The following is a 20121-nucleotide window of genomic DNA, read 5'->3' as shown; positions in this document are numbered from 1 at the left end:
CTGGCCCGTGCGGCCGACGGTCACACTCTCGGCCGGTCGAGCACAGCCGCCGGCCGGCCCGACCCGCTTTCCTCCTCCGCCCCGGACGCCGGATCGGCACCCGCGTCAGGGCCCGGCCCTGCCTGCTGGCCCTCCTGGCCCGTCCCCGCTGTTTCAGGGGCCGCCTCCGGTTCGCCGAACCAGGCGACCGCGACCGCCCCGGCCACGGCGACCATGAAGCCGAGGATCGCCATCCAGGCGAAACCCGGACGAGAGGAGTCACCCAGCCACAGCACGCCGAGGATGCCGGGCACCACGGTCTCACCCACCACCAGGGCCGCCGTGGCGCCGTTCACCGAACCGATCTGCAGGGCGACGGTGTGGAGATACATGCCGCCGATGCCCGCGACCAGGATCGCGTACAGCGCCGGGTCACCGAGAAGGGACGGCAGATGGAACGGATCCAGACCGTTCAGCACGCGTACGCCGACGCCGAGGGCGCCGAAGCCGAGGCCGGACAGCAGACCCGCGAGGATCGCGGCCCGCCCGCCGAGCAGACGCACGATCAGGGTGCCTCCGCCGATGATCACGACCGAGGCGACCAGCAGCCACCAGTGGGTGTCGATCGGTGTGTGACCGCTGCCTTCCGGCCCGGCGGCGGTGGCCAGCAGCACCAGCGCCGAGCAGACCACGCCGATGGAGACCCATTCGGGACGGGTGAGCCGGATGTTGAGGAGCTTGACGCTCAGCACCGCCGTGATCACGAGGTTCGCACTGATCACAGTCTGCGAAAGGAAGAGCGGCAGCATCCGTGCCGCGAGCGCGCCAAGCCCGAAGCCTATGAAGTCCAGCACGGTGCCGACCATGAATTCCCAGGTCACAGCCGCCTTGGCGGTCGACGACAGGCTGGGGCCGCCATGCTGGGTAACGGCGCTGCCGGCTGCCTTCGCCGCCTCCTGGCGAGCGGACTTCCGCGAGCCCACCGCCTGCAGGACCGAACCCGTGCCGTAGCAGACAGACGCTGCTATGGCCGTCAGAAGGCCGATGATCACCGAGAGCTCCGTTCGCGCACTGCATTACCTGTTCATTACCTGGACTGGCAGACGCGCATTTCGGGACGGGAGTTGCCTCGGCGGGCAAAAAGATCTTTCGGGTGTTGTCGCGCCGTGAGTATCACCGCTGTTCCTGGCAGCGGCTTCAGCGCCGCCGGCAGCGACAGGCGACCACGAACAGCCGCAGGGCACGTCGTCCACGGAATCGACGAGGGCGATCCGGCTCTCCATTGCGTGGCCCGCCGCGATTGCCCGGAGCAGGAGCCAGGCCGGCAGCGTTTCCGTCCAGTGCGTGCGGTTCACCAGCACCATGGGGGTCGGCTCGCCGCGCGACCGGTACTAGTTGAACGTCGCGGCGTCGAAGACCTCCTGCACGGTCCCCGCCGTACCGGGAAGGAACACCACGCCGGCGTTGGACCGGGCCAGCAGATCTTCTTCGCGCAGCGCGTTGACGAAGCACTTCGCGATATGCGTCGCGAAGGCGTGAGGCGGCTCGTGACCGTAGAGCCGCGTGGGCCTGGCGACGGACTGTCCGCTGCCAGGCCGGGTCCGGAGCGCTTCGAAGGCGGCACCGGCCCAGGCAGTGACCGAGGGCCCGAAGTGTGGCGCCTGGGCGAGGAGTTCCAGTGACTTTGTCGAGCGCGGCGTCCTCGTATCGGTGCGGCCCCGAGATTCGCCCCCTCCATCGCGCCGGGGCCGCCGCAGGTCGTGACGGTCAGGCCGACGCGGCTGAGCCGGCGCCCGAGTCTGGCCGCGCCCGCGTAGGCGGCGGAGCCGCGTTCCATGGCGTGCCCGTCCAGGGTGCCCACCACGCGGGCACCGGCGAGATGGTCGTCGAGCGCGCCCGATACGGCGTCGTCGTGGATGCTGCGCAGTATGCCGGCGACCATATCGCCGACTGCCTTGGTCTCCTGGTACCAGCGGTAGGCGCGGGCGTCCGGGGTGGCGTCGTAACCGGCGTCGAGCAGCCCCGTGAAGAGTTCGTCCGGTGTGTAAAGGGTGCCGCGATACGGGGAGAACGGCAGGCCCGGCACCGGCGGGAAGACCAGGGCGCCCCCGGCGCGCACCTTCGCGGTGGTGTCCGGTTCCATCCCGCAGCCGAGGAAGACGTCGTCAGCGGTGTCCGTGGCGAGCGGGGCGAAGATACGGTCCGTCAGGTCGAGGGACTGGACGTGGTAACCGGCGAGACTGCCGGTCGCGGCGATCCGGTCGAACTCCTAGAGCGAGTCGATCTTGGCCGGGATCGACGAGCGGGGGCGGACCGTCTCGGACGACTTCCTGACCCAGGGCCGGCAGGCGTTCGCCAATGTCGAGCGAGTGCTGGCCGAGGCCGGCGCGTCGCTCGCCGATGTGGTCAAGGTGGGCATCTTCGTCACGGACGTGGCCGCTGACCTCGCCCATGTCATCACCCTGCGCGAGGAGTTCCTGTCCGAGCCCTATCCCGCGGACACCTTGCTGGAGGTCTCGTCGCTGGCCCAGCCGGAGTGGCGAATAGAGGTCGAGGTCACCGCTCTCGCCCGCTGACACCCGGGCCCGGGCCGGGGCACGGTCCGGCGCCGGCCGTTCCCGACCCCAAGGGCACGGCGGTTGACGGCGTCCAAGCCAGTGAAACGTCGCCGGGTCGGCACCTCTGCGACCGCCCCGGCGGCATCCACCGCATCGACTACACCCACTGCACCCACTGCACCCACTGCACCCACTGCACCCACTGCACGTGTCGCCCTATGCCGCGGCTGACCGGACCCAGACCCTGCCCACCAGCCACGCCATCACAGCCCGCCATGCCGCCAGCCGACGCCTCAACCCCGGCGGCACCACATCTCAACGCCTCAAGGAGCACTACCGCAAGCAACATCCCTGCATGGAGCACCACTTCTGGCACATCAACCCACCACCTCTACTCCCCACCCCACCACCCCACAGCAGCCACACGCGCCCCAGCCGAAGGCCCAGGCCGCACGGGCCCGAGCTCTCGCCTCAGTTCAATGCACCAGAGGAAGGGTGGCCATCTCGGCGACGGTCCAGGTCAGGGGGCCGAGGACGAGGGCGAGGGCCAGGGCGCGGAGGGCCGTGGCGCGGTGGAGGGCGAGAGCGGAGGCACCGAGGCGGCGCAGTGCGGCGGTGGTGCCGGCGCGGGCCGCCCGGGATTCCAGGGTGGCGCTGAGCGCGCTGACGGTGACGCAGCCAAGGACGATCGCCGCGCCGGTCGCGGTGAACGGGCCGACGGGACGGGAAGGAGTGGCTTGATACAGCACGCCGGCGGCATAGGTGCCGGAGGCGACCGCGCACAGGACGCCGAGCGGGTGGCCCAGGCGGTGCGACTCCTGCTGGAGGACGCGCCCGGACAGCAGGCGCAGGGCACCGGGGCGGCCCGTGCACAGCAGTTGGCCGGACAGGTGGACCAGGCCGGGGCCGGCGAGTACGAGGCCGAGGGCGGCGAGGGCCCAGCCGGCCAGGACGCCCGGAGGGCTGCCGATCAGTCGGCCGGGGAGGGGGAGCAGCTCGCCGTGGGCGCCGGCGGCGGGGCTGGTGTACGCCTCGATGGCCAGGCCCGCGGCGGCCAGGGCGACACCCCACGGCAGGCCGGAGGGGGCTTCGGTGGCCGGGGCGGGGTCGGTGTCGACGTCGCCGGCCTCGGCGCGGGGCCGGAGTGAGAAGGCGGTGGCCGCGGCGGCGGTCAGCGGGATGACGGACAGCAGCATGAGGGCGCCGACCAGCGGCAGCGGGTGGCCGGCGCCGAGCAGGCCGGTGTCGATGGCGCGGGAGCCGGTGCCGGAGCCGCCGCCGAGGTCGCCGCGGAGGGACAGGAAGGCGAAGAGGGAGAGGAGGACGCCGAGGACGCAGGAGACAGCGGTGGAGACCGCGGCGAGCAGGGTGAGCCGGAACGGGCCCAGGCCGGCGGCGGTCATGCCGCGCTGGAGGCGGGCGGCCGGGTCCGTACGGGCTACGGCGACCGCGAGCTGGGCGGTGGCGGCGAGCGGCGCGGCGCACCACAGGAGCCGGTCCAGGGAGGGGCCGTCCGCGGAGGGATGGGCGGCGGCGTGTCCGAGGGCGGCCAGCACCAGGAATCCGGTGCCGGCAGCGGCGGCGGTGACGAGGAGACGGCGCAGCAGGACGAGGGGGTGAGTGCCACGGGCTAGACGGAGAGCGAGCACGCTGCCCTGCTTTCCTCATCGGAGGCGCCGGCGGTCTCGGGTACGGCGCCCGAGCGGCGGCCGTCGAGCAGCGTGAGGGTCCGGTCGGCGAGTGCGGCGACCTGGGGATCGTAGGTCGCCAGGACCACGGTGATGTGGTGCGAGCGGGCCGCGGTGGTCAGGGTGCGCAGCAGCTGGGTGCCGTCGGCGCTGTGCAGCGGGGCGGTGGGCTCGTCGGCGAAGAGCAGCTGCGGGGTGCCGGCCAGGGCGCGGGCGATGGCGACGCGCTGGCGCTGGGACTGGTCGAGCCGGGCGGGGCGGTGGCGGGCGCACATGCCGACGTCGAGGCGCTCCAGCCACTCGACGGCGGTGTGCTTGGCCGCCCGGTGGCCCGTTCCGCGCAGCAGGAGCGGGAGGGCGGCGTTCTCCCAGGCGGTGAGTTCGGGGACGAGGTGGGGTTCGGTGTCGATCCAGCCGAACCGGTCGAGACGCAGCCGTTCGCGGCTGGGGGAGGAGAGGGCGTGCAGCGGGGTGTTGTCGAACCAGATCTCGCCCTCGGTCGGGACGAGTTGTCCGGACAGGCACTGGAGGAGTGTGGTCTTGCCGCTGCCGCGGGGGCCGGTGACGGCGAGGATCTCGCCCTTGCGGACATCGAGCGAGACATCGGTCAGGGCGACGGTGGTTCCGTGTGTGTGGTGCAGGCCGCTAGCCCGGAGAACGTCGTTGTCAGGCGGGGCCACCATCTGCACACCTCTCGCTTCTTCGCTGCTCGTTTCCCCCGGCCGGGGGAACGACCACGGAGGGTATCGGTCACCAGCACGGTAAGGAATCGCCTCCCCGGTCATTTGTGGCTCGGCAGCCAGAACGGCCCAGATTCACTCGTATGGATGAGAACGAGCGAATCCAGGCCGCCAGGTGTTCGGTTATGCACTGTTGTTCAGTTGTTTCGTTGTGCGCTGGCGCATCAGGAGGTGACGCGATGATCAGAGCTTGGTCCACGCCTCGGTCAGGACGGAGCGGAGGATCTGCTCGATCTCGTCGAAGACCGGCTGGTCGGCGATGAGCGGCGGGGCCAGCTGGATGACCGGGTCGCCACGGTCGTCGGCGCGGCAGTAGAGGCCGTTGTCGAAGAGCGCCTTGGAGAGGAAGCCGTAGAGGACGCGCTCGGTCTCCTCCTCGTTGAACGACTCCTTGGTGGCCTTGTCCTTCACCAGCTCGATGCCGTAGAAGAAGCCGTTGCCGCGGACGTCGCCGACGATCGGCAGGTCGTGCAGCTTCTGCAGGGTGCTGAGGAAGTTGCCCTCGTTGTCGAGCACGTGCTGGTTGAGGCCCTCGCGCTCGAAGATGTCGAAGTTCGCGAGCGCCACGGCCGAGGAGACCGGGTGGCCGCCGAAGGTGTAGCCGTGCAGGAAGGTGTTGTCGCCGTTGTAGAACGGCTCGGCGAGGCGGTCGGAGACGATGCAGGCGCCGATCGGGGAGTAGCCCGAGGTCATGCCCTTGGCGCAGGTGATCATGTCCGGCACGTAGCCGAACTTGTCGCAGGCGAACATCGTGCCGACGCGGCCGAAGGCGCAGATGACCTCGTCGGAGACGAGCAGCACGTCGTACTGGTCGCAGATCTCGCGGACCCGCTGGAAGTAGCCGGGGGGCGGCGGGAAGCAGCCACCGGCGTTCTGCACCGGTTCCAGGAAGACCGCGGCGACGGTGTCCGGGCCCTCGAAGAGGATCTGCTGCTCGATCTGGTCGGCGGCCCAGCGGCCGAACGCCTCGGGGTCGTCGCCGTGGATCGGGGCGCGGTAGATGTTGGTGTTCGGGACCTTGTGCGCGCCGGGGACCAGCGGCTCGAAGGGGGCCTTCAGGCCCGGCAGACCGGTGATCGACAGGGCGCCCTGCGGGGTGCCGTGGTAGGCGACCGCGCGGGATATGACCTTGTACTTGGTGGGCTTGCCGACGAGCTTGAAGTACTGCTTGGCGAGCTTCCAGGCGGTCTCGACCGCCTCGCCGCCGCCGGTGGTGAAGAAGACCTTGTTCAGGTCACCGGGGGCGTAGTGCGCCAGGCGCTCGGCCAGTTCCACGGCCTTGGGGTGGGCGTAGGACCAGATGGGGAAGAAGGCCAGCTCCTGGGCCTGCTTGTAGGCGGTCTCGGCGAGCTCGACCCGGCCGTGGCCGGCGTTGACCACGAAGAGGCCGGCGAGGCCGTCGACGTAGCGCTTGCCCTTGTCGTCGTAGATGTTGGTGCCTTCGCCGCGCACGATCGTGGGCACGGGGGCGTTCTCGTACGAGGACATGCGGGTGAAGTGCATCCACAGGTGGTCGTACGCCGTCTTGGAGAGGTCCGCGGTCATCGCTATCTCGTTCCCCAGGTGTAGGTCTGCTTCCGGAGCTTGAGGTACACGAAGCTCTCGGTGGATCGGACGCCGGGAAGCGTGCGGATCCGCTTGTTGATCATTTCCAGAAGATGGTCGTCGTCCTCGCAGACGATCTCGATGATGAGATCGAAGGAACCCGCCGTCATGACGACGTACTCGACCTCCTCCATGGCCGTCAGGGCGTCGGCCACGGGGTCGAGGTCGCCCTCGACGTTGATGCCGACCATGGCCTGCCGGCGGAGACCGACCGTGAGGGGGTCGGTGACGGCGACGATCTGCATCACGCCTTGGTCGAGCAGCTTCTGTACGCGCTGCCGCACCGCCGCCTCGGACAGGCCGACGGCCTTGCCGATCGCGGCGTACGGCCGGCGCCCGTCCTCCTGGAGCTGCTCGATGATCGCCAGGGAGACGGAGTCGATCGACGGAGTGCTGCTTCTGTCAGGACTGTTTCGAGGAGGCGCCACGTCGTTCACTGTGCACGAGGTTCGACGGTATGGCAACCCCGAATCAATGAAATCAGTTGTTGATCGATCGAGATTTCACGGATTCCGTTGTTCGAGTGGTGTGGGTGTGTTGAAAGCGTGGTTCGCGCGGCTACTGTGGGATCGATCCCAATCACCGGTACATCCGACACTGAAGGGGGCGCACAGTGACCACCGCACTGCGTCGTCTGCGCAACTACATCGACGGGGAGTTCCGGGACGCCGCCGACGGCCGGACCACGGAGGTGGTCAACCCGGCCACGGGCGAGCCGTACGCCACCGCCCCGCTCTCCGGCGCCGCGGACGTGGACGCGGCCATGGCGGCCGCCGAGGCCGCGTTCCCCGCCTGGCGCGACCTGATCCCGGCCGAGCGCCAGAAGGTCCTGCTCAAGATCGCCGACCGCTTCGAGGAGCGGGCCGAGGAACTGATCGCCGCCGAGTCGGAGAACTGCGGCAAGCCGATCGCCCTCGTGCGCTCCGAGGAGATCCCGCCGATGGTGGACCAGATCCGCTTCTTCGCGGGTGCCGCCCGGATGCTCGAAGGCCGCTCCGCCGGCGAGTACATGGAAGGCTTCACCTCCATCATCCGCCGCGAGCCGGTGGGCGTCTGCGCCCAGGTCGCGCCGTGGAACTACCCGATGATGATGGCCGTATGGAAGTTCGCCCCGGCGCTCGCCGCGGGCAACACCGTCGTCCTCAAGCCCTCCGACACCACCCCCGCCTCGACGGTGCTGATCGCCGAGATCATCGGCGGCGTCCTGGACGAACTCGGCCACCCCCGCGGCGTGTTCAACGTCGTCTGCGGCGACCGGGAGACCGGCCGTCTGATGGTCGAGCACCGGATCCCGGCGATGGCGTCGATCACCGGCTCGGTCCGGGCCGGTATGCAGGTCGCCGAGTCCGCGTCCAAGGACCTCAAGCGGGTCCACCTGGAGCTGGGCGGCAAGGCGCCGGTCGTGGTCTTCGAGGACACCGACATCGCCAAGGCCGTCGAGGACATCGCCACCGCCGGCTACTTCAACGCCGGCCAGGACTGTACGGCCGCCACCCGGGTGCTCGTCCAGGAGTCCATCCACGACGAGTTCGTCGCCGCGCTGGCCAAGACCGCCTCGGAGACCAAGACGGGCGCGGTCGACGACGAGGACGTGCTCTACGGCCCGCTGAACAACGCCAACCAGCTGGCCCAGGTCAAGGGCTTCATCGAGCGGCTGCCCGCGCACGCCAAGATCGAGGCCGGCGGCGAACAGGTCGGTGAGAAGGGCTACTTCTTCGCCCCGACCGTCGTCTCGGGCCTGAAGCAGGACGACGAGATCATCCAGCACGAGGTCTTCGGCCCGGTGATCACCGTGCAGTCCTTCGCCGACGAGAAGCAGGCGGTGGAGTGGGCCAACGGCGTCGAGTACGCCCTGGCCTCCTCGGTGTGGACCAAGGACCACGCCCGCGCGATGCGGATGTCCAGGGCCCTCGACTTCGGCTGCGTGTGGATCAACACCCACATCCCGCTGGTCGCCGAGATGCCGCACGGCGGCTTCAAGAAGTCCGGCTACGGCAAGGACCTGTCGGCCTACGGCTTCGACGACTACACCCGGATCAAGCACGTGATGACCTCGCTGGACGGCTGAACCGGCCGTCCCCGAAGGGGAATCCCCACCGTCGGGCGACACGGAACGCTCGACACACCGTCGCGGGCGGAGGCCCGGCAATGGACGCTCTGTCGCTTGCCGCCTCCGCCCGCGGCACGTGAGAGTGCTCACCATGGCTGATCTTTCGCGGCGTTCGCTGCTTCGGGGCATGGGCGGAATCGGTGCGACCGGGGCGCTGGCCGCTCTGACGGGATGCGGAGTGCCGCCGGCGTACGTCGAGGCCGCCGACCGCGAGGCCCCCGACCGCTCCGACCGCGACCACCGGCTGGTCTTCGCCAACTGGCCGCTCTACATCGACGCCGACGACCACGACAAGCAGCGCCGCCCCACGCTCGACGCGTTCCAGAAGCGCACCGGGATCTCCGTGACGTACACCGAGGAGATCAACGACAACGACGAGTTCTTCGGCAAGATCAGTCCCGCGCTGATGAACCACCAGCCCACCGGCCGCGACCTGGTCGTCATCAGCGACTGGATGTGCGCCCGCTACGTCCGGCTCGGCTGGGTCGAGACGATGGACCGCGCGGCCCAGCCGCAGGTCGCCCGCCACCTCGACCCGCTGCTGGCCTCCCCGCACTTCGACCCGGGCCGCAGACACTCCGTGCCCTGGCAGTCCGGGATCACCGGCATCGCCTACAACCGCAGGAAGCTGGGCCGGGAGATCAAGCACACCTCCGACCTGTGGAAGCCCGATCTGCACGGCCGGGTCACGCTGCTCTCCGGGCTCGACGAGGCGTTCGCCATGCTGCTCCAGGGCAACGGCGTGGACATCACCCGCTGGACCGCCGATGACTTCCACCGGATGACCGACCGGATACGCGGGCTGGTCCACAAGGGCCAGATCCGCCGGTTCACCGGCAACGACTACATCAAGGACCTGGACTCCGGCGATGTGCTCGCCGCCCAGGCGTACTCCGGCGATGTCATCCAACTCCGGGCGGACAACCCGGACATCGAGTTCGTGGTCCCCGAGGAGGGCGCGGAGCTGTGGGCGGAGAGCATGATGATCCCCAACCTCGCGGCCCACAAGCGGAACGCGGAGCGGCTGATCGACTACTACTACCAGCCGGAGGTCGCGGCCGAACTGGCCGCATGGGTCAACTACGTCTGCCCGGTGCCGGCCGCGCGTGAGGTGCTCGCCTCGTCCAAGGACAAGGAGCGGGCGCGGCTCGCGGAGGATCCGCTGATCTTCCCCGACGCGGCGATGCGGAAGCGGCTGGCGATCGCGCGGGACATCACGGCCGGGGAGCGGGCCGGGTTCGCCAAGGAGTGGAATGCGATCGTGGGGTTGTAGGCGCGTAGGCGCGGGAGCCGTGCCGGCGGGTCCGGCCCCGGCGGGGCCGCCTTCCGTGGGGGCGGTTGGGGCGTGGGGCGGTGGACCGGTGGACCGGTGGGGTGGCGTAGGGAGGCGTCAACGACCGTGTCAGACTGCAGAGTTATGTCGTCCTGTGGAGTCATGTCGCCCGAGAGAACGTGGTCGCCGGTTCCGGCGCTGCCGTCGAAGCCGTCTGCGTATGCGCCGTCGCCGGCCGTCACCCTGGGGCTGTTCGCCGCCTGGGCGCTGCACGATGCCGAGGAGGTGGCGTTCGGGCCGCGCTGGGTGCGGGAGAACGTGCCGGCGCTGCGGAAACGGTTTCCCCGGGTGCCCGAGAGGGTGTGGCGGGCCATGGAGGGCGTCACCGAGCGGGAGTTCGCGGCGGCGGTGGGGGTGATGGCGGTCATCGTGGGCGCCGCGGCGGCCGACGGGTACCGCACCGGCGGCCGATCGGCGTTCTTCCAGGCGACGCTGGACGGCTTCGGGCTGCATGGCCTGATGCACCTCGCGCAGGCCGCCGCCGTCCGCGGCTACGTGCCGGGATCGGCCACCTCGCCCGTGCTCGTCGTTCCGTTCACGCTCTGGGCCCGCGGCCGGCTGCGGCGGGCCGGGCGGCTGCGACCGACGACCGTGGGCGGCGCGGTGCGCGGCATCGCTCTGGCGGCCGCCGCCACCGTTGTCTCGCACGGGGCGGCCCGGCGGCTGATCAAGCGGTAGAGGGGCGGGCGGGAGCTACTGCCTCCGCCGCCCCGTTCCCCCCGATGCCGGCTAGCCGCGCCAGCCCGCCGCGTACGTGTCGATCTCGGCCGCGAGGCGGGCCTTGGCCGCGTCGTCCATGAAGGAGGCGGTGACCGCGTTCTTGGCGAGGGCGGCGACGCCGGTGGCGTCCAGGCCCAACAGGCGGGCGGCGACGGCGTATTCGGTGTTGAGGTCGGTGCCGAACATCGGGGGGTCGTCGCTGTTGATGGTGACGAGGACGCCGGCGTCGACCATCTCCTTCAGCGGGTGCTCCTCCAGGGTGCGCACCGCGCGGGTGGCGATGTTGGACGTCGGGCAGACCTCCAACGGGATGCGGTGCTCGGCGAGATGGGCCAGCAGCCTCGGGTCCTGGGGGGCGCTGGTGCCGTGGCCGATCCGCTCGGCGCGCAGGTCGGTCAGGGCGTCCCAGATGGTGCCGGGGCCGGTGGTCTCGCCGGCGTGCGGGACGGAGTGCAGCCCGGCGGCGATCGCCCGGTCGAAGTACGGCTTGAACTGCGGCCGCGGCACGCCGATCTCGGGGCCGCCCAGGCCGAACGAGACCAGGCCCTCGGGCTGCAGCTCGCAGGCGATCCGGGCGGTCTCCTCGGCGGACTCCAGGCCCGCCTCGCCGGGGATGTCGAAGCACCAGCGCAGCACCACGCCCAGCTCGGCCTCGGCGGCCTTGCGGGCGTCCTCGATGGCCTCGACGAAGGCGGCGTCCGGGATGCCGCGGCGGGTCGAGCTGTAGGGCGTGATCGTCAGCTCGGCGTAGCGGATCTGCTGACGGGCCATGTCGCGGGCGACCTCGTACGTCAGCAGGCGGACGTCCTCGGCGTCGCGGATCAGGTCCACGACGGAGAGGTAGACCTCGATGAAGTGGGCGAAGTCGCGGAAGGTGAAGTAGTCGGCGAGCGCCTCGGGGGCGCTGGGCACGGCGGAGTCCGGGTGCCGGGCGGCCAGCGCGGAGACGATCCGCGGCGAGGCCGAGCCGACGTGGTGGACGTGCAGCTCCGCCTTGGGCAGGCCCGCGATGAAGGCGTCGAGGTCGGACAACGGTTCCTCCTGGGTGAGGGGGCGCGGGATGGGGTGCGCGGGGGCGGACGGTGCGGTCCCGTCATCGTATGGGGGAGCGGTCACGTCCCGTCGGGCGCGCCCTCCCCGCCCTCCGCCAGCCGCTGCCGGGCGGCCATCAGGGCGAAGCCGAGGAGGTTCAGCCCGCGCCAGCGGGCCGGGGCCGCGGCGCGGTCGTCGTCGGCGGCGAGGCCGATGCCCCATATGCGGTCCAGCGGGCTGGCCTCCACCAGGACGCGGGAGCCGGTGCCCAGCAGGAACTCCCGCAGCTCCGGGTGCCGGCCGAACTTGTGCGTGCTGCCCTCGACCACGAGGGCGAACCGGTGCCGGCGCCAGACCTCCTCGTCGTAGCCGCGGACCGTCCGCCCGGCGTCCTTGGCCTCCTTGGGATGGGTGGCGGATATGGCTCGGCGCTCCGCGTCCGCGTCCCCGAACAGGCGGGCCTTGCCGGCCATCATCCAGTGCTCGGCGGTGGCGTAGCGGACGCCGTCGACGGTGAACGGGGCGGGCCACCACTGGCTGAAACAGCTCGCCCCGACACCGCCGCCGCGGGGCGGGCGGTGGCCCCAGAAATAGACGTACTTGAGCCGCTCGCCGCGGGCGGTCCGGGCGATCAGCTCCTCTACGGAGCGCGGTCCGTCGGCGGGGCGGGCGGTGGCCGTGGGCGGGCTGTTGTGCATCATGCCGGGATTCTGTCAGCGGGCACCGACAACGTGTCGGGCACCCCGGCCACTGAATTCGCAGAATTCGTCGCGTAACCAAAAGGCAACAACGGAATCACTTGTTGGTCGCCTTCTGCTCTGTCAGGATCGGCCATCGATTCCGGAAATAGCTACGCCTGGCAGTGCCACTGAGCGGCCCCGGCGCCCGGCGGAGGAGAGCACCATGGACCAGCGATCCGCAGTGACCCAACGATTCGCCGAGGGCGCGCAGTTCATCGCCGGAAGCCTGCGGAGCGGCACCTCCGGCCGTACCCAGGACGTCGTCGACCCGGCCACCGGCGAGACCGTGCTGCGCTACGAACTCGCGGGCCCCGACGAGGTGGACGCCGCGGTGGCGGCGGCCGCGGCGGCCCTCCCGGGCTGGGCCGGGGCCACCCCCGTGGAACGCTCGGACACCCTGCACCGCTTCGCCGCGGCGCTCGCCGAGGACGCCGCGGACCTCGCCGCCGCGGAATCCCTCAACTGCGGAAAGCCGCTCAAGCTCAGCACGGAGTTCGACGTTCCCGGCACGATCGACAACGCCGCGTTCTTCGCCGGCGCCGCCCGCCATCTGGAGGGCCGGGCGGCCGCGGAATACAGCGGCGACCACACCTCCATGATCCGCCGGGAACCGGTCGGCGTGGTCGGCTCCATCGCGCCCTGGAACTACCCGCTCCAGATGGCCGCCTGGAAGGTGCTGCCGGCCATCGCCGCGGGCAACACCATCATCCTCAAGCCCGCCGAGATCACCCCGCTGACCTCGCTGCTCTTCGCGCAGGCCGCACAGCGCGCGGGACTCCCGGACGGCGTCCTCAACATCGTCTCCGGCGCCGGCCGGGACGCCGGCGAGCGCCTCGTCGGCCACCCCGGCGTCGCCATGACCTCCTTCACCGGCTCCACCGCCGTCGGCAAACGGGTCGCCGAGCTCGCCACCGGCACCGTCAAGCGGCTCCACCTGGAGCTCGGCGGCAAGGCCCCGTTCGTGGTCTTCGACGACGCGGACCTGACGGCCGCCGTCCACGGGGCGGTCGCCGGCGCGCTGATCAACACGGGGCAGGACTGCACCGCCGCCACCCGCGCCTACGTACAACGGCCGCTGTACGACGCGTTCGTCACCGGTGTGGCCGACCTGATGGCGACCGTGCGGCTGGGCGACCCGTTCGACCCGTCCACCGACCTCGGGCCGCTGATCTCGCACACCCAGCGGGACCGGGTGGCCGGCTTCGTCGAGCGGGCCCGCGGCTACGCCACCGTGGTCACCGGCGGCGCGGCGCCCCAGGGCGAGCTGGCCAGGGGCGCGTACTACCGGCCGACGCTGATCACCGGGGCCGCGCAGGACAGCGAGATCGTCCAGGCCGAGATCTTCGGCCCGGTGCTGGCCGTGCTGCCCTTCGACAGCGACGACGAGGGCATCGCGCTGGCCAACGACACCCCTTACGGGCTGGCCGCGTCCGCCTGGAGCCGGGACGTCTACCGCACCGGCCGGGCCACCCGCGAGATCAACGCCGGCTGCGTCTGGGTCAACGACCACATCCCGATCATCAGCGAGATGCCGCACGGCGGCGCCAAGGCGTCCGGTTTCGGCAAGGACATGTCGGCATACTCGTTCGAGGAGTACACGCAGGTCAAGCACGTGATGTACGACATCACCGGGGTGGCCGCGAAGGACTGGCACCGGACGGTCTTCGGGGACCGCGGCTGACCTGGGTCCGGCGGGGCGCCCGGCGTGCCCCACCGCCCGCGGCCGGGCCGCGCACACCGCCACCACCGGCCGCACGCCGGGCACACCCCCTGAAAGGCCACGCGCATGGAGCACCACGAGCAGCAGCCCCCACCCCCGGCCCCCTTCTCCCCGGCCGAGCTCACCGCCCTGCGCCGCAGCCTGACCACCGGCCGGCTCGCCATGACCCGCCGCTCGCTGCTGCGGGCCGGCGGGGCCCTGGCGGCCGCGGCCGGCGGCGGCGCGGCCCTGTCGGCCTGCGGGATCGCGCCCGCCGGCCGCACCGACGCCGCACTGACCGTGGACCGCTCCGCCGCGGAGAAACGCCTGAACTTCTCCAGCTGGACCGAGTACATGGACGTCGGCGACGACGGCAAGGGCCACCCCACGCTGGACGCCTTCCGGCGCCGCACCGGCATCGCCGTCACGTACACCGAGGACATCAACGACAACGACGAGTTCTTCGGCAAGGTCCAGGCACAGCTGGCCAACGGGCAGGACACCGGCCGCGACCTGATCGTGCTCACCGACTGGATGTGCGCCCGGATGATCTCCCTCGGCTGGATCCAGCCGCTGGACGCGGACCGCCTCCCGCACGCCCGCGCCAACCTCGCGGCGCAGTTCCGCAACCCCACCTGGGACCCGGGCCGCAAGCACTCCTACGTCTGGCAGAGCATCCCCGCGATCATCGCCTACAACTCCCAGGCCACCGGCGGCCGTTCCGTCGACTCGATCGGCCAGCTGCTGGAGGACCCGCGGCTCAAGGGGAGGGTCGGCTTCCTCTCCGAGATGCGCGACACCGTCGGACTGACCCTGCTCGACATGGGCAAACGGCCCGAGGACGTCACCGCCGACGACTACGACGCCGCGCTCGCCCGGCTCCAGAAGGGCGTCGACACCCGGCAGATCCGCCGCTTCACCGGCAACGACTACACGGGCGACCTGAGCAAGGGCGACCTCGCCGCATGCGTCGCCTGGGCCGGCGACGTCGTCCAGCTGCAGAGCGACAACCCGCACATCCGCTACACCGTCCCCAAGGCCGGCTACATGACCTCCACGGACAACCTGATGGTGCCCAGCAGGGCCCGCCACAAGGGGAACGCCGAACGGCTCATCGACTACTACTACGAGCCGAAGGTGGCGGCCCGGCTCGCCGCGTACATCAACTACGCCTGCCCCGTCGACGGCGTGCGCGGCGAACTCGCGAAAATCGATCCGGAACTCGCGAAGAACCCGCTGATCCTGCCGGACGAGGAGATGACCGCCCGGTCCCACTCCTTCCGCGCCCTGACCCCTTCGGAGAACCGGGTGTTCAACCAGAAGTTCTCCGACCTCACCGGCACCTGAGCCGGCCCGCACGGCGCCCGGTCCGCACCACCGGTCCCGCCCGAGCCGCTCAAGCCCCTCCGACCCACGGGACGACCCACATGACCACTACCGAGACCCCGCAGAGCAGCGGCGGCGACGTCCGCCTGGACCGGATCAGCAAGACCTACGGCTCCTTCACCGCCGTTCACCCGCTCGATCTGACCATCCCCGCCGGGTCCTTCTTCGCGCTGCTGGGCGCCTCCGGCTGCGGCAAGACCACCACCCTGCGCATGATCGCCGGCCTGGAGGAACCCACCACCGGCACGGTCGCCCTCTCCGGCCGGGACGTCACCGCCCTCCCGCCCTACAAGCGCCCGGTCAACACCGTCTTCCAGAACTACGCGCTCTTCCCCCACCTGGACATCTTCGAGAACGTCGCCTTCGGACTGCGCCGCCGCGGCATCAAGTCCGTCAGGAAGCAGGTCGAGGAGATGCTCGACCTCGTCCAGCTCGGCCCGCTGGCGCGCCGTAAGCCGCAGCAGCTCTCCGGCGGTCAGCAGCAGCGCGTCGCGGTCGCCCGCGCGCTGATCAACCACCCGCAGGTGCTGTTGCTGGACGAGCCGCTGGGCGCCCTCGACCTCAAGCTGCGCCGCCAGATGCAGCTGGAGCTCAAGCGCATCCAGACCGAGGTCGGCATCACCTTCGTGCACGTCACCCACGACCAGGAGGAGGCCATGACGATGGCCGACACCGTGGCCGTGATGAACGGCGGCCGGGTCGAGCAGCTCGGCGCCCCCGCCGAGCTGTACGAGAACCCCGCCACCACCTTCGTCGCCAACTTCCTGGGCACCTCCAACCTCATCGCGGCCGAGGTCACCGAGGCCGGCGGCACGGAACTCGTGCTCGCCGCAGCCGGTGCCACACTGCGGCTGCCCACCCGGCGATGCAGCACCCCGGCCCGCAAGGGCGACAAGGTGCTGGCGGGCTTCCGTCCCGAGAAGGTCGCCCTGGCGCACGCGGACGACGCCGCGGCGGTCCCCGAGGGCCACAACCGGATGACCGGCCGGGTCACGGTCGCCAGCTTCCTCGGCGTCTCCACCCAGTACGTCGTCGACGTCCCCGGCGTCGGCGAACTCTCCGTCTACGAGCAGAACACCGGGCGGGACGGCCGCCTCGTCCCCGGCGCGGACATCGTCCTGCACTGGGAGCCGGAGCACACCTTCGGGCTCGACGCGGCGCAGGACATCCAGGCCGGCGCGGACCTCGACGAGGAGGCCGCATGACCGCCACCGCCACCCCCGCACCACCGGACGAGCGGGCCGAGGACGAGGCGCCGCCCATCCGCAAGACCCCCACCCGCAAGCGGCTGGTCCCCTACTGGCTGCTGCTCCCCGGCATCCTCTGGCTGATCGTCTTCTTCGCCGCCCCGCTCGTCTACCAGGCGTCGACCTCGATCCAGACCGGCTCCCTCGAAGAGGGCTTCAAGGTCACCTGGCACTTCGCCACCTACTGGGACGCGCTGGCCGAGTACTGGCCGCAGTTCGTCCGCTCGGTCGGCTACGCGGCCGTCGCCACCGTGCTCTGCCTGCTGCTCGGCTACCCGCTGGCGTATCTGATCGCCTTCAAGGCCGGCCGCTGGCGGAACCTCGTGATGATCCTCGTCATCGCCCCGTTCTTCACCAGCTTCCTGATCCGCACCCTGGCCTGGAAGACGATCCTGGCCGACGGCGGCCCGGTGGTCGGCGCGCTCAACGCGCTGCATCTCCTCGACATCACCAGTGCCCTCGGCCTCACCGAAGGGCACCGGGTGCTGGCCACCCCCCTGGCGGTGGTCTGCGGACTGACCTACAACTTCCTGCCGTTCATGGTCCTGCCCCTGTACACCTCGCTGGAACGGATCGACCCGCGGCTGCACGAGGCCGCCGGCGACCTCTACGCCCGCCCGGCCACCACCTTCCGCCGGGTCACCTTCCCGCTGTCCATGCCCGGCGTCGTCGCCGGCACCCTGCTCACCTTCATCCCGGCCGCCGGCGACTACATCAACGCCGAACTGCTGGGCTCCACGGACCAGAAGATGATCGGCAACGTCATCCAGTCGCAGTTCCTGCGGGTGCTGGACTACCCGACCGCCGCCGCGCTCTCCTTCATCCTCATGGCGGCCATCCTCGCCATGGTCACGCTCTACATCCGCAAGTCCGGGACGGAGGACCTGGTCTGATGGCGGCCACCGACACCACCATGAAGGACCCGGCCGCGACCCCGGCCCCCGCGCCCCGGCGCACCCCCGGCAAGGGCCTGCGCCGGCTGCGCCGCAACCTCGTCACCCTGGCGGGACTGGCCACGCTGGCCTATCTGGTCCTGCCCAACGTCGTGGTGATGGTCTTCTCCTTCAACAAGCCCAACGGGCGCTTCAACTACCAGTGGACGCGGTTCTCCACCGACGCCTGGACCGACCCGTGCGGCGTCGCCGACATGTGCGGCTCGCTCGGGCTGAGCCTGCGGATAGCCGTCTGGGCGACCGTCGGCGCGACCGTCCTCGGCACCATGATCGCGTTCGCGCTGGCCCGCTACCGCTTCCGCGCCCGGGCCGGCGTCAACACCCTGATCTTCCTGCCGATGGCGATGCCCGAGGTCGTCATGGCCGCCTCGCTGGCCACCCTCTTCCTCAACATGGGCATCCAGTTCGGCTTCTGGACGATCCTCATCGCACACATCATGTTCTGCCTGAGCTTCGTCGTCACCGCCGTCAAGGCCCGCGTGATGAGCATGGACCCGCGGCTGGAACAGGCCGCCCAGGACCTCTACGCCACACCGCTGCAGACCTTCCTGCGGGTGACGCTGCCGATCGCCGCGCCCGGCATCGCCGCCGGCGCGCTGCTCTCCTTCGCGCTCTCCTTCGACGACTTCATCATCACGAACTTCAACGCCGGCTCCACCGTGACCTTCCCCATGTTCGTCTGGGGATCGGCGCAGCGGGGCACACCCGTTCAAATCAATGTCATCGGAACGGCGATGTTCCTGGTCGCCGTCCTGTGCGTGTTCGCCGGCCGACTGGCCGGAACCCGACGCAAGCGCAGCAGGCGCACTAAACGCAGCCAGAGGAGCTGAGAACCATGGCACGAGCTGCCATGCCGAACCCCTCGGGGGCCGCCCCGGCCCCCTCCCCCGTCCATGCGCTGGCCGACGCCGCCCTCACACCGTTCTGGCTGGAGGACCCGGCCCGGCCGGACCCCGAGCCCGCCCTCGTCGGCGACGAGCACTGCGACCTGCTGGTCGTCGGCGGCGGCTACTCCGGCCTGTGGACCGCGCTGCTCGCCAAGGAGCGCGATCCGCAGCGGGACGTCGTCCTCATCGAGGGCCAGGAGGCCGGCTGGGCCGCCTCCGGCCGCAACGGCGGCTTCTGCGCCGCCTCCCTCACCCACGGCCTGGGCAACGGACTGGCCCGCTGGCCCGGCGAACTGGCCACCCTGGAGGAGCTGGGCGCCCGCAACCTCGACGCCATCGAGGACGCGGTCGCTCGCCACGGCATCGACTGCGACTTCGAGCGCACCGGCGAGATCGACGTCGCCACCGCCCCGCACCAGGTCGGCGAACTCCGCGAGATGGCCGAGGAGGCCGGGCAACTGGGCCTGGGCGGCTACGAGTTCCTCGACCGCGAGGCGGTCCGCGCCGAGGTCGACTCGCCCACCTTCCTGGCCGGCCTGTGGGACCGCACCGGCGTCGCCATGGTCCACCCGGCCAGGCTCGCCTGGGGCCTGAAGCGGGCCTGCCGCTCCCTGGGCGTCCGGATCTACGAGCACACCCCCGGCACCCAACTGTCCTCGCGCGGCGCGGGCATCGCGGTCCGCACCCCCTACGGCCGGGTCTTCGCGCGGCACGCGGCGCTGGCCACCAACGCCTTCCCGTCGCTGGTCAAGCGGCTCCGCCCGTTCGTCGCGCCGGTCTACGACTACGCGCTGATGACCGAGCCGCTCACCGCGGAGCAACTCGCCGCCGTCGGCTGGAAGAACCGGCCGGGCCTGAGCGACAGCGCCAACCACTTCCACTACTTCCGCATCACCGCCGACCACCGCATCCTGTGGGGCGGCTACGACATCATCTACCACTACGGCGGCGGCGTCCGGGCCGAGTACGACCACCACCCGGACACCTACCGCAAGCTCGCCGAGCACTTCTTCACCTGCTTCCCGCAGCTGGAGGGCATCCGCTTCACCCACACCTGGGGCGGCGCGATCGACACCTGCTCCCGCTTCTCCGCCTTCTTCGGCACCGCCCACGGCGGCCGGACGGCGTACGCGCTCGGCTACACCGGGCTCGGCGTCGGCGCCACCCGCTTCGGCGCGGAGGTGATGCTGGACCTGCTGGCGGGGGAGCGCACCGAGCGGACCGAGCTGGAGATGGTACGGACCAAGCCGCTGCCGTTCCCGCCCGAGCCGGTGCGCTCGCTGGGCATCGGCCTCACCCAGTGGTCCATGACCCGCGCCGACGAGAACGGCGGCCGGCGCAACCTGTGGCTCAAGGCCATGGACAAGGTCGGCCTGGGCTTCGACAGCTGACCGGCCACCCGTTAGGCGCCCGCCCGGGGCGGACGGCTGGTGCGGCCGGCCGC

At 71.0% G+C, this 20121-nt stretch carries 17 protein-coding genes and 1 pseudogene; 10 read left to right on the top strand and 8 right to left on the bottom strand.

The genetic code is table 11. The annotated features are described in order from the left end of the window. Positions 1 to 20: 20 nt before the first annotated feature. Complete coding sequence (locus tag ACRAS8_RS10260; RefSeq protein ID WP_438485635.1) at positions 21 to 1031, bottom strand: hypothetical protein; 1011 nt, start codon at positions 1029 to 1031, stop codon at positions 21 to 23. A 186-nt stretch (positions 1032 to 1217) separates the two neighbouring features. Next, positions 1218 to 2236, bottom strand: a pseudogene (locus ACRAS8_RS10255) (LOG family protein); the annotation flags it as partial. Between the two features lie 28 nt (positions 2237 to 2264). On the opposite strand from ACRAS8_RS10255, the gene ACRAS8_RS10250 reads away from it, so the two are divergent. Continuing rightward, complete coding sequence (locus ACRAS8_RS10250; protein WP_438485634.1) at positions 2265 to 2555, top strand: RidA family protein; 291 nt, start codon at positions 2265 to 2267, stop codon at positions 2553 to 2555. 458 nt (positions 2556 to 3013) lie between these two features. Here ACRAS8_RS10250 and ACRAS8_RS10245 read toward each other — a convergent pair whose 3' ends face one another. From ACRAS8_RS10245 to ACRAS8_RS10230, 4 genes are all read right to left on the bottom strand, one after another. Then, a complete protein-coding gene (locus ACRAS8_RS10245; RefSeq protein WP_438485633.1) occupies positions 3014 to 4186 on the bottom strand; it encodes a hypothetical protein in 1173 nt (390 codons plus the stop codon). Next, positions 4168 to 4908, bottom strand: coding sequence for an ABC transporter ATP-binding protein (locus ACRAS8_RS10240; protein ID WP_438485632.1), 741 nt, complete (start codon positions 4906 to 4908; stop codon positions 4168 to 4170). Before ACRAS8_RS10240 ends, ACRAS8_RS10245 begins: the two co-directional genes overlap by 19 nt. 240 nt (positions 4909 to 5148) lie before the next feature. Next, complete coding sequence (locus ACRAS8_RS10235) at positions 5149 to 6510, bottom strand: aspartate aminotransferase family protein (protein WP_438485631.1); 1362 nt, start codon at positions 6508 to 6510, stop codon at positions 5149 to 5151. Between the two features lie 2 nt (positions 6511 to 6512). After that, entirely contained in the window at positions 6513 to 6998 is a 486-nt protein-coding gene (locus tag ACRAS8_RS10230; RefSeq protein ID WP_438485630.1) for an Lrp/AsnC family transcriptional regulator, read from the bottom strand. A gap of 185 nt (positions 6999 to 7183) precedes the next feature. Between ACRAS8_RS10230 and ACRAS8_RS10225 the strand changes: the two genes are divergently transcribed. The 3 genes from ACRAS8_RS10225 to ACRAS8_RS10215 all read left to right on the top strand — a co-directional run bounded on the left by ACRAS8_RS10225 (position 7184) and on the right by ACRAS8_RS10215 (position 10691). Next, positions 7184 to 8638, top strand: a complete 1455-nt coding sequence (locus ACRAS8_RS10225) for a gamma-aminobutyraldehyde dehydrogenase (RefSeq protein WP_438485629.1) — start codon at positions 7184 to 7186, stop codon at positions 8636 to 8638. Positions 8639 to 8771: 133 nt separating this feature from the next. Further along, the gene (locus ACRAS8_RS10220; RefSeq protein ID WP_438485628.1) at positions 8772 to 9953 is read left to right on the top strand and encodes a polyamine ABC transporter substrate-binding protein; all 1182 of its coding nucleotides are present in this window, start codon (positions 8772 to 8774) and stop codon (positions 9951 to 9953) included. 162 nt (positions 9954 to 10115) lie between these two features. Then, positions 10116 to 10691, top strand: a complete 576-nt coding sequence (locus tag ACRAS8_RS10215) for an HXXEE domain-containing protein (protein ID WP_438485627.1) — start codon at positions 10116 to 10118, stop codon at positions 10689 to 10691. A 51-nt stretch (positions 10692 to 10742) separates the two neighbouring features. Here the strand turns inward: ACRAS8_RS10215 and ACRAS8_RS10210 are convergent, their stop codons facing one another. Together ACRAS8_RS10210 and ACRAS8_RS10205 are read right to left on the bottom strand one after the other, a co-directional pair. Continuing rightward, positions 10743 to 11795 carry an adenosine deaminase gene (locus tag ACRAS8_RS10210; protein ID WP_438490410.1) on the bottom strand — a complete coding sequence of 351 codons (1053 nt, stop codon included), beginning with the start codon at positions 11793 to 11795 and terminating at the stop codon, positions 10743 to 10745. A 50-nt stretch (positions 11796 to 11845) separates the two neighbouring features. Then, positions 11846 to 12466 carry an NADAR family protein gene (locus ACRAS8_RS10205; RefSeq protein ID WP_438485626.1) on the bottom strand — a complete coding sequence of 207 codons (621 nt, stop codon included), beginning with the start codon at positions 12464 to 12466 and terminating at the stop codon, positions 11846 to 11848. Between the two features lie 202 nt (positions 12467 to 12668). On the opposite strand from ACRAS8_RS10205, the gene ACRAS8_RS10200 reads away from it, so the two are divergent. From ACRAS8_RS10200 to ACRAS8_RS10175, 6 genes are all read left to right on the top strand, one after another. Then, a complete protein-coding gene (locus ACRAS8_RS10200) occupies positions 12669 to 14186 on the top strand; it encodes a gamma-aminobutyraldehyde dehydrogenase (protein ID WP_438485625.1) in 1518 nt (505 codons plus the stop codon). A gap of 105 nt (positions 14187 to 14291) precedes the next feature. Then, the gene (locus ACRAS8_RS10195; RefSeq protein WP_438485624.1) at positions 14292 to 15551 is read left to right on the top strand and encodes a polyamine ABC transporter substrate-binding protein; all 1260 of its coding nucleotides are present in this window, start codon (positions 14292 to 14294) and stop codon (positions 15549 to 15551) included. Positions 15552 to 15631: 80 nt separating this feature from the next. After that, entirely contained in the window at positions 15632 to 16795 is a 1164-nt protein-coding gene (locus ACRAS8_RS10190; protein ID WP_438485623.1) for an ABC transporter ATP-binding protein, read from the top strand. Beyond that, positions 16792 to 17730 carry an ABC transporter permease gene (locus ACRAS8_RS10185; protein WP_438485622.1) on the top strand — a complete coding sequence of 313 codons (939 nt, stop codon included), beginning with the start codon at positions 16792 to 16794 and terminating at the stop codon, positions 17728 to 17730. Before ACRAS8_RS10190 ends, ACRAS8_RS10185 begins: the two co-directional genes overlap by 4 nt. Further along, positions 17730 to 18620 (top strand): ABC transporter permease, encoded by an 891-nt coding sequence (locus tag ACRAS8_RS10180; RefSeq protein WP_438485621.1) that lies wholly within the window; start codon positions 17730 to 17732, stop codon positions 18618 to 18620. The genes ACRAS8_RS10185 and ACRAS8_RS10180 overlap by 1 nt, the downstream gene beginning before the upstream one ends. A gap of 5 nt (positions 18621 to 18625) precedes the next feature. Beyond that, complete coding sequence (locus tag ACRAS8_RS10175; protein ID WP_438485620.1) at positions 18626 to 20068, top strand: NAD(P)/FAD-dependent oxidoreductase; 1443 nt, start codon at positions 18626 to 18628, stop codon at positions 20066 to 20068. Positions 20069 to 20121: the final 53 nt, after the last annotated feature.

The organism is Streptomyces sp. S186 (assembly GCF_051603415.1).
Lineage (GTDB): Bacteria > Actinomycetota > Actinomycetes > Streptomycetales > Streptomycetaceae > Streptomyces.
The sequence above is the reverse complement of the archived record's forward strand: the minus strand, read 5'-3'. Positions and strand labels throughout refer to the sequence as shown.